This is a genomic window from Veillonella sp. AF36-20BH, from assembly GCF_003602765.1.
Taxonomy (GTDB): domain Bacteria; phylum Bacillota; class Negativicutes; order Veillonellales; family Veillonellaceae; genus Veillonella; species Veillonella hominis.
In genome coordinates this window covers 121,818-136,462 of sequence record NZ_QTLR01000005.1, presented here as the reverse complement: position 1 = coordinate 136,462, position 14,645 = coordinate 121,818, and the positions used below count along the sequence as shown (strand labels likewise).

Below are 14,645 nucleotides of genomic sequence, written 5' to 3'. Positions count from 1 at the left end.
ATGTTCAATCATATGATTGATTACCTATCATTGTTCAGTTTTCAAAGATCTGTACCAGTCTACACACTCTTTCTTCGAAGTGTTTCATCAACTGGCGACTTGATTATTCTATCAAGTCCAGCTCATTTCGTCAAGTGCTTTTTTTAACTTCTAAGAAGTTTTTCATACTTATCATTTGAGCTGTGTCCTAATGACTTGTATAAGTATAGCATAAATATAATAAACGTCAATATATAAAATTGTTATCTCAAAAATTTCATCTTGCTTTCATTATTTTTATTGCATCCTATACATAATATCTCATTAGAAGCCATTTTAACTTGTCTAATATTTATTTACCCAATTTTTACCTTAAACAACTATAGTTCTAAAGGAGTATATCTTTTTACCCATATATGATACAAAGCAAGCGCTATCACCATAACCAATGCAGTGAACATATATAAATATTGATAGCCCCACGCACTAGCTAATACTGCAAGTATAACTGATCCAGCGCCAACACTTATATCTAATGCTAAAAAATATGTTGCTGTTGATACACCCGCACGCTCAATAGGAGCTGATTGTATAGCCAGCGCTTGAAATGCAGGTTGTGCTGCACCATAGCCTAACCCCAACAATGGAGCGGTGAATAGAATAGCTAATGGGGTTATAGCTAATCCCAATACAAATAAGCCTAGTATAAATAATCCTAATCCTGTATAGATAATAATTTTTGAACCATATCGAGCATATATTTTTCCTACTATAGGTCGACTAATAATAATCATCAACGCAAAAATAGCAAAGAAAGCACTTCCCCATATTCCTGCCCCCATGCTATTAAGTTCTATAGGTATAAAAACTAAAACACCAGAATAAGTAAAACCAATAAATAAGCCCATTAAAGCCCAAGGTAAACTTTTATTTTCTATAAACTGGGAAATATGCCAACCTTTATATTTTGATTGTTTAGGTAATGCTAACTCCTTTGATAGAGGAATAATATTACTTAAGACCATAGCCAATCCAGTCATAACCGTTAAAAATATGTACAATGCCATACTACCGTATGACGATAAAGCATATAGGCCGATAGCAGGTCCTAATACCATTGCTATATTTGAAAAGATAGCAAACATATTAACTCCCTCACCTTTTCGACTAGGAGGTAATACTAATACTGCTAGAGTAGCCATTACAGTTGTTCCAAGGGCAAACACAACACCATGTAACCCACGTAGTACGAAAACAGCCTCTAAGGATGTAGTAAAATTAAATAATCCCATAATAATGAAAAACAAGGCTGTTGATATTAATAGAACAATACGCTTATTAAAACCATCTATTAATCGTCCTGCAAAAATCCTACATAAAATTGTACCAATTTGGAAATATGTCATCGCTAAACCCGCATCAAGATCACTGCCAGCCAGCTCAGACGTGATTACGATTGGCAATGCCGCTACGAGAACATATTGAGTCATATATAAAATACCACTACTAATACCATAATTAGTAAAAGCAGGGCTCCATAATCTATTTGAATCCATATTTGTATCTCCTTTTGTATCGTGTCACCTAGCCATTTTACGCCTCTATCTTATAGAATTCAAGAACAAGCCTTTTAAAATTTTATATAGTTAAAAATGACTGTTATCTGTAAAATACCTATACCATTTTACATAATAAAAGATAGCAAAACAAAAGAACCTCTCTAAAAATAAATCCAGAGAGGTTCTTATACTTTAATCATTAACACAATAATAATAATTTATAACTTATTATTGATTACGTACGTCATTTTTATTACGGCTCTTCCACATAACCCACAAGGATGTAGCTACACAGATAGAGGAGTACGCACCACTAGCAAAACCGATGATCATGCAAAGGGCAAAGTTCTTTGTAGTGTCCCCACCGAATAGATAAAGGGATACACAAGCGAACATAACGGTAGCCAATGTATAGAAACTACGGTGAATACTTTGTGTAATAGACGCATTCGCCAAATCTGCAAATGTATCAGAACGTTTATGTGTATGCGTATTTTCACGAACACGGTCAAAGATAACTACAGATTCATTCATGGAGTAACCTACAACCGTAAGAATGGCAGCTAAGAAGGATGCATCAATTTCTAGTTGGAAATAAGAGAAAACACCAAGAACCATAATCAAGTCATGGAAAATGGCAACTAACGCAGAAATGGCAACCTTATATTCAAAACGATAAGAAATATATAGCGCTAATGCTGCAAATGCTATAACAAGATTCAATAACGCATGTTCTGTAACTTCAGAACCAATTACAGCTCCTACAGTTTCAATACGTTTAACTGTATTGTTACCAATAGATTTAGTCAAAGAATCAACAACAGCGGCACTTTCACTAGACTCGAGATTACGTGTACGAATCATTACGTCTTCGCCCGCTGTATCACCAGTAGTATCACCGGAAAGCTGAATTTGTGCATTTTCAAGATTATATTCTTTTAGAACGTCACGAACTTGACTAACCTCTACAGGTTGATCAAATACAACTTCAACAATCGTACCACCAGTATAATCAATACCAAAGTTAAACCCTTTAGTAAATATGGAAATTAAGCTGATTATAACAAGTGTGGAGGAAATAGCAAACCACCAACGATGATGTTTAATTACGTCTAATGTCATTTGCGTTTACCTCCTTTCAAAGATTTAGGTGCAAATGCGTCAGCACTTGTGCTCGGAGAAATATTCGCACCAAACCAGAATGGATGGTTTGTAAAGTTACAATCGATTAATAAGCGCAATAGGAAATGACTCACAGTAATCGCAGTGAACATACTCACCACAACACCTACGCCTAAGCTGATAGCGAAGCCTTTTACAGGGCCAGAGCCTAAAATAGTTAAGATACCAGCTGTAATGATAACGGATACGTTTGCATCAGTAATTGTGGCTAACGCACGGCTAAAGCCTGCTTCCATAGCAACACGCATAGATTTGCCAGAAAATACCTCTTCCTTAAAACGTTCAAAGATAAGAATATTTGCATCTACCGCAACACCCATGGATAAGATAATACCAGCAATACCTGGCAATGTCATAGTCGCATTAAAGCCCTTGCCCAACACGAGTAATAAGAGCATAACATATACAAGTAATGCTATATTAGCTACGATGCCAGAAAAACGATACAAGATAACCAAGAAAATCATGATCATTGCAATACCAGCACTGAAGGCTACAACAGATTTATCCTTGGAGTCTTGCCCCAAAGAAGGACCTACTGTACGCACTTCCAATACATTAATTTTAACAGGCAATGCACCGGAACGTAATAAAATAGCTAAGTCTTTAGCTTCTTCTAAACTTTGACTACCAGAAATAGTGGCTTTACCACCTGTAATTGCTTGTTGTACTACAGGATTAGTCAATTCTTTACCATCCAATGTAATGGCAATACGACGACCAATATTTTTAGATGTTAAATCAGCAAACTTCTTAGCCCCTTCATCACTTAATTCAATAGCAACGAGTGGTTGTTTATTTTGACCTAACTCTTCTTTAGCATCTTTTAAGTCATCACCAGTCATAACGGTTTGACCTTGGTCGTTTTTAAATTCCAAGACCGCTGTTTTACCGATACGTTTAATCGCTTCGTCAGGATCTTTTACACCTGGCAATTCAATGATAATACGACGAGCACCTTCACGTTGTACCAATGGTTCAGATAAACCCATTTCATTAATACGACGTTCTAAGATTTGCTTCGCCCGTTCCACTGCATCATTGTCAGCTGTACCAGTCGCAGAGTCCTCTGCTTCCAATACGATATGCGTACCACCTTGCAAGTCTAGGCCTTGTTTCAAAGAGCCTGCTAATGGTTGAATAAAATACGCAAATAATCCAATGATGGCAGCAATGACTACTAAAAACTTGATAATAGCTTTACCGTTCAAAATAGTTGCTCCCTTCTGCTATACACAATGTATAATGCCTTGCTCTGTCACAATTTTACTCATTCGTTGGTCTAATGCTTCCATTGGGATTGGTGTCTCCCATAATTGTATAGTCCAACATACGCCCATAAATGTACTTGGTGAAAGTTCCTTGAGAAATCGATCATAATACCCATTCCCCATTCCCATGCGACCACCTTGACGGTCAAAGCCAGCACCAGGCACTAAAATCAAATCCAAGTCACACGGATCAATAATATCGTATGGCTCAGCGGGAATACGTATATTTAACACACCCCGAGTGATAGATTCTAGAGACTTAAGGCGAACTGCAATCATAGTCGTCTTATCAGTACATACTGGAACGTATACAGATTTACCATGTTCTAAAGCATGGCGAATCACATCGTCTAAATTGGCCTCTTTAGGCATCGCCAAATAGGCCATAATGTTTTTTGCCGATATATACTCAGGACTATTAACGATTTGATTCGTCAACATCGGCGTCCACGACCTACAATCAGCAACGGATAAAGCAGCGCGCTGAGACTTACACGCCTGGCGCACTGCTTCCTTTGTATTCATTATTTTTCTTCCTTGTTTTTCTTAGACAGTACATTAGCAACTGCTGTACGAGCAAATGTTAATTCAACTTTTTCAGATACCTGTACCTTGACTTTTTCATCATCAAGTTCAACAATTTCGCCATAAATACCACCAATAGTAACGATTTTTTGGCCTTTTTTTAAACTACCTAACAAGCTAGCACGCTCTTTTTGTTGTTTCTTTTGTGGACGCCACAATAAAAAGTAAAAAATTACTACCATTAACAAAATAGGCCAGCTAGTTTGCAAGATTTGTTGAATATCTCCCATGTTATCCTCCTAGGTTAATAAATATGTATTTCTTTTCTAGTATAGCCACCTAATATAAATTTGACTAGACTTAATTACTATTTTTTAAAGCTATCCCAAAATTGCATTCTAAATTGCGGGAACCGATCTTCTAAGATAGCTTGTCTCATTTGACGCATAAACTCTAATAAGAAATAGAGATTATGATATGTTACAAGGCGTAATGCCAAAATCTCTTCTGCCTTATATAAGTGACGAATATATGCACGGGAATAATTTTTACATGTATAACATTGGCAACCTTCTTCTAAAGGACCCCAATCATGAGCAAATTGAGCATTTCGAATATTAAGACGACCATTCCAAGTCATGGCCATCCCATTTCGAGCAACACGAGTTGGATATACACAATCAAACATATCAACTCCACGTGTTACACCTTCTACCAGACAATCTGCGGTGCCAACGCCCATCAAATAACGAGCCTTGTTAGTTGGCAATAATGGCGTAGTATATTCTAAGATTTCATTCATTAAATCATGAGGTTCCCCAACGGATAAACCGCCGATGCTATAACCTTCAAAATCCATAGCTACAAGTTCTTCCGCACTTTGCTTGCGCAAGTCTTTGTACATGCCACCTTGAACGATACCAAACATGCCTTGACGGTCATGAGCTTTACGAGCCTCTTGGCAACGATGCGCCCAACGTGTTGTACGCGCCGTAGAGCGTTTCGCATAATCATGATCCGCGGGATACGGAATACATTCATCAAAAGCCATCGCAATATCAGAACCTAATTGTTCTTGTACCTTTGTAGCCACTTCAGGAGATAGAAACTGTTTTGATCCATCAATGTGGGATCTAAATGTAACACCATCCTCAGTAATTTTGCGCATATCGCCTAAACTAAATACTTGGAATCCACCACTATCAGTAAGAATCGCTTGATCCCAATTCATAAATTTATGTAAGCCCCCAGCCTCTTCTACAAGCTCCGGCCCTGGGCGAAGAAATAAATGATAGGTATTACTCAAAATAACTTGAGAACCCATAGCCTTTAGTTCTTCTGGTGTCATAGTTTTAACTGTCGCTTGCGTGCCTACAGGCATAAACATCGGTGTTTGGAAGGTACCATGTGGCGTATGCAATAAACCTGCCCGTGCCCCCGTATGAGGACATGTCTTTTGTAATTCATAAATAATACTCGGCATAGTCCCTCCTAATGTATAAACATAGCATCGCCGAAGCTAAAGAAACGATAACGTTCACGTACAGCTTCTTCGTAGGCCGCCAAACAGTGTTCACGACCAGCTAGTGCACTAATCAACATTAACAATGTAGATTGAGGCAAGTGAAAATTCGTTACCAACGCATCAATCATCTTAAATTTATAGCCAGGATAGATAAAAATTTGAGTCCAACCACTCATACCTTGTAATACACCATCATCATTCGTAGCAGACTCAAGAGTACGCACCGATGTAGTACCTACGGCAATGATACGAGACCCTTTTTGTTTGGCTGCATTGATTCGATCCGCCGTATCTTGAGGTACAACAAAGAACTCACTATGCATTTCGTGGTCTTCAATAGTCTCTGCCGATACAGGTCTAAAAGTGCCAAGTCCAACATGTAAGGTTACAAACTCAAGCTCTACACCTTTAGCTTTAATCTTTTCTAAGAGGTCAGGTGTAAAGTGAAGTCCTGCAGTTGGTGCTGCAGCAGAGCCTTTCTCCTTAGCATATACCGTTTGATAACGGTCTTTATCTTCTAACTTTTCATGAATGTATGGAGGTAATGGCATTTCACCAATTTCTTGAATCACATCATCAAACACACCGTTGCATGTGAACTGAATGATACGGCCTCCAAAATCTGTTTTATCTATAATAACTCCACTTAGGCGGTCATCAAACTCTATAACTTGCCCGATAGGACATTTTTTTCCCGGTTTAACAAGGCATTCCCATCGATTTTCACCACATGGTGTGAGTAGAAGTACCTCCACCTTGCCACCAGAACCTTGACGATGTCCATATAATCTCGCAGGGATAACCTTTGTATTATTAAATACAAGCACATCTCCTTCATGAAGCTCTTCTAGTAAATCATAAAAATGTCCTTTATGTTTAACTTCACCACTTACCTTATCTAAGGTTAAAAGCCGTGCTGTATCACGAGGTTCTACAGGATGCTGAGCAATCAGTTCCTCTGGCAATTCATAATCAAAATCTGTAACTTTCATCGTAATCCTTATTAGTACATTTTCTTCAATGTAATGCCACTATAGTAGTGACGCAAAATAGTTTGGTAATAATTTGTATCTCCAGGATTAGCGCGCTTTGCCATTTCCGCAGCGCCCCATTGAGACATACCAAGGCCATGACCCCAACCGTGGCCTTTAATATAAACAGTATCATTCTTGCCAGTAAAGCTATGATAAGCCTTACCCGTGCCTTTAGCAGGATTGTGATTTACATAGAAATCAAACAGTGTAGATTTTAAACCTAAAATGCTACGCAGCGCATCACCATCTACAGTAGTTTTTCCAGAGGTACCTATGAAAGTAGCACTCTTTATACGACCTGATACACCGCGGTCATATGTTTGTTGTCCAGGCTTACCAAGAGGGGTCAACTGAATGCTCTTCAATTTACCTACCCCTTTACTTGCCGCATTAAGTTTACTTTCAAGAGCTTGACGAGAGGTAGTAACAGTCCAATTCGATGTAGATGTACCAGTACTAAAGTCTTTTACCCCTTTCAAGTATGGCACATCACTGCCCCAAACATTTACACTATCCTCTGTATAGCCACCACCATCGGAATGGAACAAGGCATTAATAGGACGTTGATCATAAAGCATAACTATGCCTTTAGTTTTATTTACAGCATTTGTGGTAGCTTGAGATTCACCACTCACACCACTATATACTTGATGATCCGTGGAATTGCTCACATCATAAAATTTACCTTTATTTTGTTCCATCGTATGAAGAGCATAGGTGCGAGCTGCTACGGCTTGCGCTTCTAATGCAGCAGCCGGCCAAGACGGTACTACCTCTTGTGGAACAACACCATACAGGTAATCCTCAAGAGGCACAGAGTTAATGATCATCATGGTTCCATTATTGGCACGTAATGTGAGCCCACCACGATAACCTTTACCTTCGAACAAAAATGGTGCATCACTATTCGCAGGCTTCAATGTAACTACACTATCAATAGCCTTTCCATTTACAGCAATCTTGCCGCCGCGAACGCCAATAGATGTACCACGATTAGCACTGATTGTGCTAACTTGACCATTACCGCTGTTCAACACAACCATATTAGCTGTAGATGTAACAGTAGCATCAGAGCTACGACTACCTAGTAGAACACGTACATTTGGCATGTTTTCTTTGCGTTCTGTAGCAGGCGTCACTACGGAGCCCACTTTGTTGCGAGTAATAACTGCTGTATTGGCTTGAATGCTATTCGCATCCGTTGTTTTTACTACCTTTTTAGTAGCAGTTTTTTCAGTAGCTCTCTTTTGTACTACAGGCTTTTCATCAGTAACTGCAGGTTTAGCAGTTGGCTTCGAAGTACTAGAAGCCGCAGGTTTTGTAGCCATTGTAGCTTTACCTGTAGTAGCTGATTTCGCAGCTGTTACATTAGTACTAGATTTCGCAGTACTAGTTGATTTTGTTGCACTAACTGGTTTAGCCGGCGTTACCGGCTTTGTAGATGTAGCAGGCTTTGCTACACTAACCGGTTTTGCACTAGGTTTAGCCATCGTAGATGCAACAGTTGACTTAGAAACCGTTTTAGTTATTGTAACCGGCTTTGCAGCTGGTTTAGTAGCAAGTGGACGAAAACTAGATTTCTTCGTCGTATTTACTTTCGATACAGTTGTATTAGATACTGTTGATTTTGGCGTTGGCTTTTTCGTTACCACTGTACCTTTATTTTGCAGCGTCGCTCCATGTGCTATAGAAACACCGCCAATGTTTACACCTAAAAACAAAGTGGCCATTATCATCAATTGTAATCGTTTTGTTTTCATTGTTATTTCCCTGTCTGTGAAATACCTAAATGCTCATAGGCTAATTTAGTAGCTACCCTCCCACGCGGTGTGCGTCCTAAAAATCCTAATTGCATCAAATATGGTTCATACACATCTTCGATGGTATCTCTCTCTTCGCTGATGGCCGCCGCAATGGTATCAATCCCTACAGGACCACCATCATATTTTTCAATAATACATTCCAACACACGTCGATCAATTCGATCAAGTCCCATTTTATCTACATATAAACGTTGTAATGCTTCATCTGCAATTTCTTGAGTGATAACCCCATCACCAATGACTTGTGCAAAGTCGCGTACCCGTTTAAGCAGACGATTTGCGATACGCGGTGTTCCTCGTGAACGACGCGCAATTTCGCTTGCCCCAGTTGGCACAATACCAATATTAAGTATCTCTGCGGCGCGAGACACAATAAACTCTAACTCTGGTTGTTTATAATATTCCAACCGATTAATAATACCAAATCGGTCCCGTAATGGAGCTGCCAAAGCACCCGCTCGAGTCGTGGCGCCTACCAAAGTAAATTTTGGCAAGTCAATGCGCACAGTTCGAGCACTTGGACCCTTACCGATGATAATATCAATAGCATAGTCTTCCATAGCAGAGTACAACACTTCCTCTACACTACGAGACAAGCGATGAATTTCATCGATAAATAATACATCATGGTCGTCCAAATTTGTTAATATTGCAGCTAAGTCACCAGACTTTTCAATAGCCGGACCAGAAGTTATACGAAAATTAACACCCAATTCATTTGCAATAATCCCTGCTAATGTTGTCTTGCCAAGGCCTGGAGGCCCATAGAGTAGCACGTGATCCAATGCTTCCCCACGCTGTTTTGCCGCTTGAATATACACATTTAGATTACCTTTAGCCTCTTCTTGACCTACATACTCATTAAAAAGCTTAGGTCGAAGGCTATATTGCCATATATCCTCTTCGTGCTCGCCATTGCCGACAAGGCGTACTTCCTCATTCATCCTTATCGTCCTTTCCCAAGCTCAATTAAGCTGACTTTTATCAACTCAGATACATCACGCTTACCATCATCTAAAGACTCTACAATATCTGCTACATCCCGTTCCAAGTATCCTAAGGATACGAGGGCTTCAATGGCTTCTCCTACAGCACCGTTTGCAGCAACGCCAACAGGCTGAATAGTCGCAGACGATTCCGTAGAAATATGTGTCATCTTAGCGATTTTATCCTTTAACTCTAAAACAAGTCGCTCCGCAGACTTCTTACCAATGCCAGGTAACTTAGTTAATTGCTGTACCTGTCCATTGATAATCGCTAATTTGAAAGTCTCAGGTGTCATGCCTGACAAGATGCCAAGCCCCACCTTGGGCCCGATACCAGAAACAGAAATGAGGAGTATAAACAACTCATATTCTTCTTCCGTCCAAAAGCCATAAAGTTGCATCGCATCTTCTCGTACATTAAGATACGTGAATAGTGTCGCCTCATGGCCCTCTGTCAGCTGTTGACGCGTAGTGGTCGGCACATATACGCGATACCCTACGCCATGTACATCAACATAGCACGATTCTTTAAAAAGATGTGTTACGATACCTCGCACATACCCTATCATTATACCAACCTCTTTAATCTATCATTGTGAGAACTATGAGCCGTACAGATAGCAACAGCTAATGCATCTGCCGTATCATCAGGCTTAATTTTCTCACGAATCCCCAAAATATTCATCGTCATATAAATGACCTGATTCTTATCAGCTTTACCATAACCTGTGACAGCTTGTTTAATTTGTAATGGTGTATATTCATAAATAGGAATCCGTTGTTGTTCAGCAGCCAATAAAATAACACCACGTGCTTGCCCTACCTTAATGGCTGTTGTTACATTGCGGTTAAAAAATAATTCCTCCACACCGAACTTATCAGGCCTATATTCCTCCAATAAATCACTAAGATCATTAAATAGAATTTCCAGTCGCTGTGAATCAGTTAATTCCTTAGGAGTTGTAATAGCCCCATAGGCTACTGGTGTTAGTTTGCTACCCTTCACGTCAATAATGCCGTATCCGCATATAGCCGTACCTGGGTCAATTCCTATAATGCGCACCCCAACCCCCTTAGTTTAAAAATGAGATAAGCTACCGCCTACCTCCATTACATAATCTATTTTATTATAGCATAATTTCACATCGAAGTTCATGAATTCCCCTATGAATTATATATTAGACATATTAATTTTCTTAACTTTAATAAATATCCGAGTTTAATTTCAATAGAAAAGGAGCACCCCATAGAGTGCCCCGTTTATTATTATTCTTCTTCATCGTCCGGCAAAATACCATTATGATATACGTTTTGTACATCATCAAGATCATCCAATACGTCAAGCATTTTCTGCATTTTCACAGCATCATCACCAGTCAACTCAATCGTTGTATCTGGAATCATCGTGATTTTAGCTACTACAGTTTCGATACCCGCATCAGCAAGCGCTGCTTCTACCGCATCAAAATCCTCTGGTGTTGTATAAATTTCAAATACATCATCTTCAGACTTAAGGTCTTCTGCACCAGCTTCGAGAGCGAGCATTGTTACTTCGTCTTCATCATGACCCTCTTTATCGATAACGAATACGCCTTTAGATTTGAACATCCAGCCTACACAGCCGCTTTCACCAAGATTACCACCTTGTTTAGAGAATGCATGGCGCACGTCTGCAGCAGCACGATTACGATTGTCGGTCATCACCTCAACGGTAACGGCAACGCCTGCAGGACCATAACCTTCGTATACGATTTCCTCGTATGCATTCATGTCCGTAGCACCGATGCCTTTGTCGATAGCACGTTGAATATTATCCTTAGGTATATTATTTTCACGAGCTTTTTGCAAAGCCAATTTCAAGCGCATATTACCAGTTGGATCTGCACCACCCATGCGTGCTGCAACGGTAATTTCACGACCGATTTTTGTAGCCAATTTAGCTTTTAATGCATCGGTTTTACCTTTTTTATGTTTAATATTTGCCCATTTAGAATGTCCTGACATAGACGCCTCCTATTTATTCCACCATGCTTCGCCCCGCAGCCGATCTAAGATGATTGATACGGCACTACGCACGGATAAATGATTGTATTCACCATGGCCATATATAGGTTCTAAAATATAGTCAAAGCTTTCCATCGTTTCTTTTGTCATACCATAACCGGTACCAAATAATACTAACACAGGGCGCCCCTCATTTTCAAGATGTTCACGCATCCGTGCATAGGAAATCGTATTATCATAAGTACGAGCATCTGTTGTAGCTACAATAGGTTTTATACCTTCTATGTCTTCAATTGTTCGCACCGCTACCGCAATTGAGTTTACCAATTCCACACCTGTAAAAGCATCCTTACGATCTGGATTGTAAGTAGAGCCAAATCCAGATTTCCAATGTTCCATGATAGTACGCACCAACTCACGCTGCGCAGGTATATTGTGAATCACAAAATATTTAGACACATCATAAGTAATAGATGCTCGTGCAATATCATGAATATCATAATTTGTAATGGCCGTCGTAATGACCTCTTTATGCTTGTTCATAATCGGATAATGAACAAGTCCAATATATAAATTAGCCAATACTATATCTCCTAAATTCTAAACTAACCTTCATTAACATACATTGCCATCATATCCATTACGAAGCACTAGACCGTGCGCCAGCACTACCAAATCCAGACTTCTGTCCTATGGAAGACGCCTTTTTACTTCTATTGCGTTCATAAGTTCTATAAAAGCTCCGCCCCATAGCGCTATGTACATTCGATCCTGATGCGGTATATACATAGGGTTCCTCATACGTTTGTAATGGTGCTGCTATGCGATATGTCATGGTTCGTCCATCCATGCGCGCAGTAGGTGGATTAAAACCGTGAAATATATAATATCCTGCAGCAATACTTGGTAAGAGCCCTGCTAGGCCCGCATCCCACACCAAATTGCCACTATTATCTCGGTGAAAGGTAACGGATCGATTATCGTCGTATAAGGCTGTTTCTTTACCATCACCATGATTTAATAAAGAATATCGGTTTCCTTGATTATCCTTTAATCGAACCTCTCCTTCATTGGCTTCTGGGTAAACCTTGTCGCACACAGCATAGGAGATATCATTCCAGTAGGAATATACACCTACAAGACCAGCAACGGCAGCGAAAGCACCTGTAAGGTATATGGTTTTCTTACTTGGCTTATACATAGAACACTCCCTTAGTGCACAGCACCGCTAATAACAAGGGCAAGACCTACGAAGATGCCAAACACAAGAATGCCTGCCGCTGTATTACCTCTCATGATTTCTTCGGATAATTTATATTTACGATGCCAAATATTTATAAACATATAGCCAGTAACAAATAATACAATACCAAGCACAGCATATACAACACTGGCTACGATACCATGTAACAAGGAAGTATCAGCTGTAGTCACGGCTGGTGACATAATAACAGCACGCAAAATTTCACCGATACCGATAAATGATCCCGCTGAAAGCCACGCCACAGCACAGTTACCACGCTTAATTTCTTCACTAAATTTTCCAGGCACGAAGAAATCGATAACCGTATTCGCAGTTAACATCAATATAATGCCAAAGCAAGCATAAAAAATTGTCAATAATACATCTGGTATATAAATCATAATGAGCCTCCTAATATTATAACTTTGTATTGGATGTATTGCCAGAATTGGTAGTAGGATACAATCGTTCGCGTCCCGCATTATCCCCTAGGCGAACCATGGTCGCATAGTTATCGAGTATATGAGAGCTGATTAATGTACGATCAATAATTTTCCAATCCTCTTGTGTCAATTTTGATTGTTCACATACCTTAACCTTAGTTTGTCCATCCGTATTGGTAATAATATACACTAAGTCCCCAGAATAAAATACAATAACTTCATGTCCCTCTTCTAAGTTATCCCGCTCATTCTTAATATCACCATTCACAGAATCAATCAAGTCTAATGCGGTACTAACAGGATCTAGTGTAGACGTGTATACATAGTCGCTATCCGAATCTGTTTTTGTATAATATGCAGATGTGTCATGCATATGTTCTTTTGCCGTATAAGGCACTCCAAACATAGCGCGTATACTATGCCAAGACAAATCATTGTCCGACCAAAAGAGAAATAGTAAAAATAGTACAGTATACCCCACACCAACAGCAATAGATCCAAACCTCTTTTTCATAAATTTGTTACGCATCTTTTGCTTAATGGCTTGAGCGGCTGCATCATTACAAAGGCGAATATTCACTAAGGGCACTCGTGACCCTTCGGCAAACATTTTTTCACCTTCAAACCACTCTTCTTCAAAGAATACACTAGCACCACCCTCACATGGTAGCTGATATTCTCTATATCCAGCGCGATCACCTATTGAGGCACCACTTTCACCATCAACGTTGACAACCTTTTCTAATCCGATTTGATGTAATGTAAAACCTTTACCTGGCCGTGTATGATAGGATGTTCTAGATACGGTACACCATTCATTATCATTATACTCAATGGTTAACCATATCTTATCAATTCCCTCAACAGCCTCCAGTCCATATTCATGCCAATAATCACCTGGTGATTTTGTCATAGACGGCTGGCCCCTATAGGATTGTTCCTTATCTGCTTTTGGAATAATCTCTATGTATTTAATTTTCTCAGTGATTATATAGCGGCTACCATGAACCTCTAAGACATCATAACAATTAAACTCCATACGCACCCTCGCTAAAGTAGACATAAGCACGA

At 39.5% G+C, this 14,645-nt stretch carries 16 protein-coding genes; all 16 read right to left on the bottom strand.

Features of this window, described 5'->3' with window-relative positions; translation table 11 throughout:
* Positions 1 to 359: 359 nt before the first annotated feature.
* Positions 360 to 1,535 carry an MFS transporter gene (locus DW000_RS07250; RefSeq protein ID WP_060919885.1) on the bottom strand — a complete coding sequence of 392 codons (1,176 nt, stop codon included), beginning with the start codon at positions 1,533 to 1,535 and terminating at the stop codon, positions 360 to 362.
* 231 nt (positions 1,536 to 1,766) lie between these two features.
* Positions 1,767 to 2,660, bottom strand: coding sequence for a protein translocase subunit SecF (gene secF / locus DW000_RS07245; protein ID WP_004695602.1), 894 nt, complete (start codon positions 2,658 to 2,660; stop codon positions 1,767 to 1,769).
* Positions 2,657 to 3,931 carry a protein translocase subunit SecD gene (secD, locus tag DW000_RS07240; RefSeq protein WP_004695600.1) on the bottom strand — a complete coding sequence of 425 codons (1,275 nt, stop codon included), beginning with the start codon at positions 3,929 to 3,931 and terminating at the stop codon, positions 2,657 to 2,659. Before secD ends, secF begins: the two co-directional genes overlap by 4 nt.
* Before the next feature lie 18 nt (positions 3,932 to 3,949).
* Positions 3,950 to 4,516 carry a 5-formyltetrahydrofolate cyclo-ligase gene (locus DW000_RS07235; protein WP_004695599.1) on the bottom strand — a complete coding sequence of 189 codons (567 nt, stop codon included), beginning with the start codon at positions 4,514 to 4,516 and terminating at the stop codon, positions 3,950 to 3,952.
* Positions 4,516 to 4,806: a preprotein translocase subunit YajC gene (yajC, locus tag DW000_RS07230; protein ID WP_004695596.1), complete on the bottom strand. Its 291-nt coding sequence runs from the start codon at positions 4,804 to 4,806 to the stop codon at positions 4,516 to 4,518. The genes DW000_RS07235 and yajC overlap by 1 nt, the downstream gene beginning before the upstream one ends.
* A gap of 77 nt (positions 4,807 to 4,883) precedes the next feature.
* Positions 4,884 to 5,999 (bottom strand): tRNA guanosine(34) transglycosylase Tgt, encoded by a 1,116-nt coding sequence (gene tgt, locus DW000_RS07225; RefSeq protein ID WP_060919886.1) that lies wholly within the window; start codon positions 5,997 to 5,999, stop codon positions 4,884 to 4,886.
* An 8-nt stretch (positions 6,000 to 6,007) separates the two neighbouring features.
* The gene (gene queA, locus DW000_RS07220) at positions 6,008 to 7,033 is read right to left on the bottom strand and encodes a tRNA preQ1(34) S-adenosylmethionine ribosyltransferase-isomerase QueA (protein ID WP_060919887.1); all 1,026 of its coding nucleotides are present in this window, start codon (positions 7,031 to 7,033) and stop codon (positions 6,008 to 6,010) included.
* 11 nt (positions 7,034 to 7,044) lie between these two features.
* Positions 7,045 to 8,835, bottom strand: coding sequence for a SpoIID/LytB domain-containing protein (locus DW000_RS07215; RefSeq protein ID WP_120055761.1), 1,791 nt, complete (start codon positions 8,833 to 8,835; stop codon positions 7,045 to 7,047).
* Positions 8,836 to 8,837: 2 nt separating this feature from the next.
* On the bottom strand, positions 8,838 to 9,842 hold the full coding sequence (gene ruvB / locus DW000_RS07210; protein WP_004695590.1) for a Holliday junction branch migration DNA helicase RuvB: 1,005 nt from the start codon (positions 9,840 to 9,842) through the stop codon (positions 8,838 to 8,840).
* A gap of 2 nt (positions 9,843 to 9,844) precedes the next feature.
* Positions 9,845 to 10,453, bottom strand: a complete 609-nt coding sequence (gene ruvA / locus DW000_RS07205; protein ID WP_060919889.1) for a Holliday junction branch migration protein RuvA — start codon at positions 10,451 to 10,453, stop codon at positions 9,845 to 9,847.
* Entirely contained in the window at positions 10,453 to 10,947 is a 495-nt protein-coding gene (gene ruvC / locus DW000_RS07200; RefSeq protein WP_004695586.1) for a crossover junction endodeoxyribonuclease RuvC, read from the bottom strand. Before ruvC ends, ruvA begins: the two co-directional genes overlap by 1 nt.
* Positions 10,948 to 11,150: 203 nt before the next feature.
* Positions 11,151 to 11,888 carry a YebC/PmpR family DNA-binding transcriptional regulator gene (locus DW000_RS07195; protein WP_004695585.1) on the bottom strand — a complete coding sequence of 246 codons (738 nt, stop codon included), beginning with the start codon at positions 11,886 to 11,888 and terminating at the stop codon, positions 11,151 to 11,153.
* Between the two features lie 9 nt (positions 11,889 to 11,897).
* Entirely contained in the window at positions 11,898 to 12,470 is a 573-nt protein-coding gene (locus tag DW000_RS07190) for an RNA methyltransferase (RefSeq protein WP_004698468.1), read from the bottom strand.
* Positions 12,471 to 12,528: 58 nt separating this feature from the next.
* A complete protein-coding gene (locus DW000_RS07185) occupies positions 12,529 to 13,089 on the bottom strand; it encodes a hypothetical protein (RefSeq protein WP_008603403.1) in 561 nt (186 codons plus the stop codon).
* Between the two features lie 11 nt (positions 13,090 to 13,100).
* Complete coding sequence (locus DW000_RS07180) at positions 13,101 to 13,532, bottom strand: DUF350 domain-containing protein (protein ID WP_021147921.1); 432 nt, start codon at positions 13,530 to 13,532, stop codon at positions 13,101 to 13,103.
* Positions 13,533 to 13,548: 16 nt separating this feature from the next.
* Positions 13,549 to 14,613: a hypothetical protein gene (locus tag DW000_RS07175; RefSeq protein ID WP_119563302.1), complete on the bottom strand. Its 1,065-nt coding sequence runs from the start codon at positions 14,611 to 14,613 to the stop codon at positions 13,549 to 13,551.
* Positions 14,614 to 14,645 lie beyond the last annotated feature (32 nt).

Excerpts from the sequence above, each read along its gene's own strand:
- DW000_RS07250 (WP_060919885.1), bottom strand. The coding sequence starts at position 1,535 with ATGGATTCAAATAGATTATGGAGCCCTGCTTTTACTAATTATGGTATT.
- secF (WP_004695602.1), bottom strand. The coding sequence starts at position 2,660 with ATGACATTAGACGTAATTAAACATCATCGTTGGTGGTTTGCTATTTCC.
- DW000_RS07235 (WP_004695599.1), bottom strand. The coding sequence starts at position 4,516 with ATGAATACAAAGGAAGCAGTGCGCCAGGCGTGTAAGTCTCAGCGCGCT.
- yajC (WP_004695596.1), bottom strand. The coding sequence starts at position 4,806 with ATGGGAGATATTCAACAAATCTTGCAAACTAGCTGGCCTATTTTGTTA.
- tgt (WP_060919886.1), bottom strand. The coding sequence starts at position 5,999 with ATGCCGAGTATTATTTATGAATTACAAAAGACATGTCCTCATACGGGG.
- queA (WP_060919887.1), bottom strand. The coding sequence starts at position 7,033 with ATGAAAGTTACAGATTTTGATTATGAATTGCCAGAGGAACTGATTGCT.
- DW000_RS07215 (WP_120055761.1), bottom strand. The coding sequence starts at position 8,835 with ATGAAAACAAAACGATTACAATTGATGATAATGGCCACTTTGTTTTTA.
- ruvB (WP_004695590.1), bottom strand. The coding sequence starts at position 9,842 with ATGAATGAGGAAGTACGCCTTGTCGGCAATGGCGAGCACGAAGAGGAT.
- ruvA (WP_060919889.1), bottom strand. The coding sequence starts at position 10,453 with ATGATAGGGTATGTGCGAGGTATCGTAACACATCTTTTTAAAGAATCG.
- DW000_RS07195 (WP_004695585.1), bottom strand. The coding sequence starts at position 11,888 with ATGTCAGGACATTCTAAATGGGCAAATATTAAACATAAAAAAGGTAAA.
- DW000_RS07185 (WP_008603403.1), bottom strand. The coding sequence starts at position 13,089 with ATGTATAAGCCAAGTAAGAAAACCATATACCTTACAGGTGCTTTCGCT.
- DW000_RS07180 (WP_021147921.1), bottom strand. The coding sequence starts at position 13,532 with ATGATTTATATACCAGATGTATTATTGACAATTTTTTATGCTTGCTTT.
- DW000_RS07175 (WP_119563302.1), bottom strand. The coding sequence starts at position 14,613 with ATGGAGTTTAATTGTTATGATGTCTTAGAGGTTCATGGTAGCCGCTAT.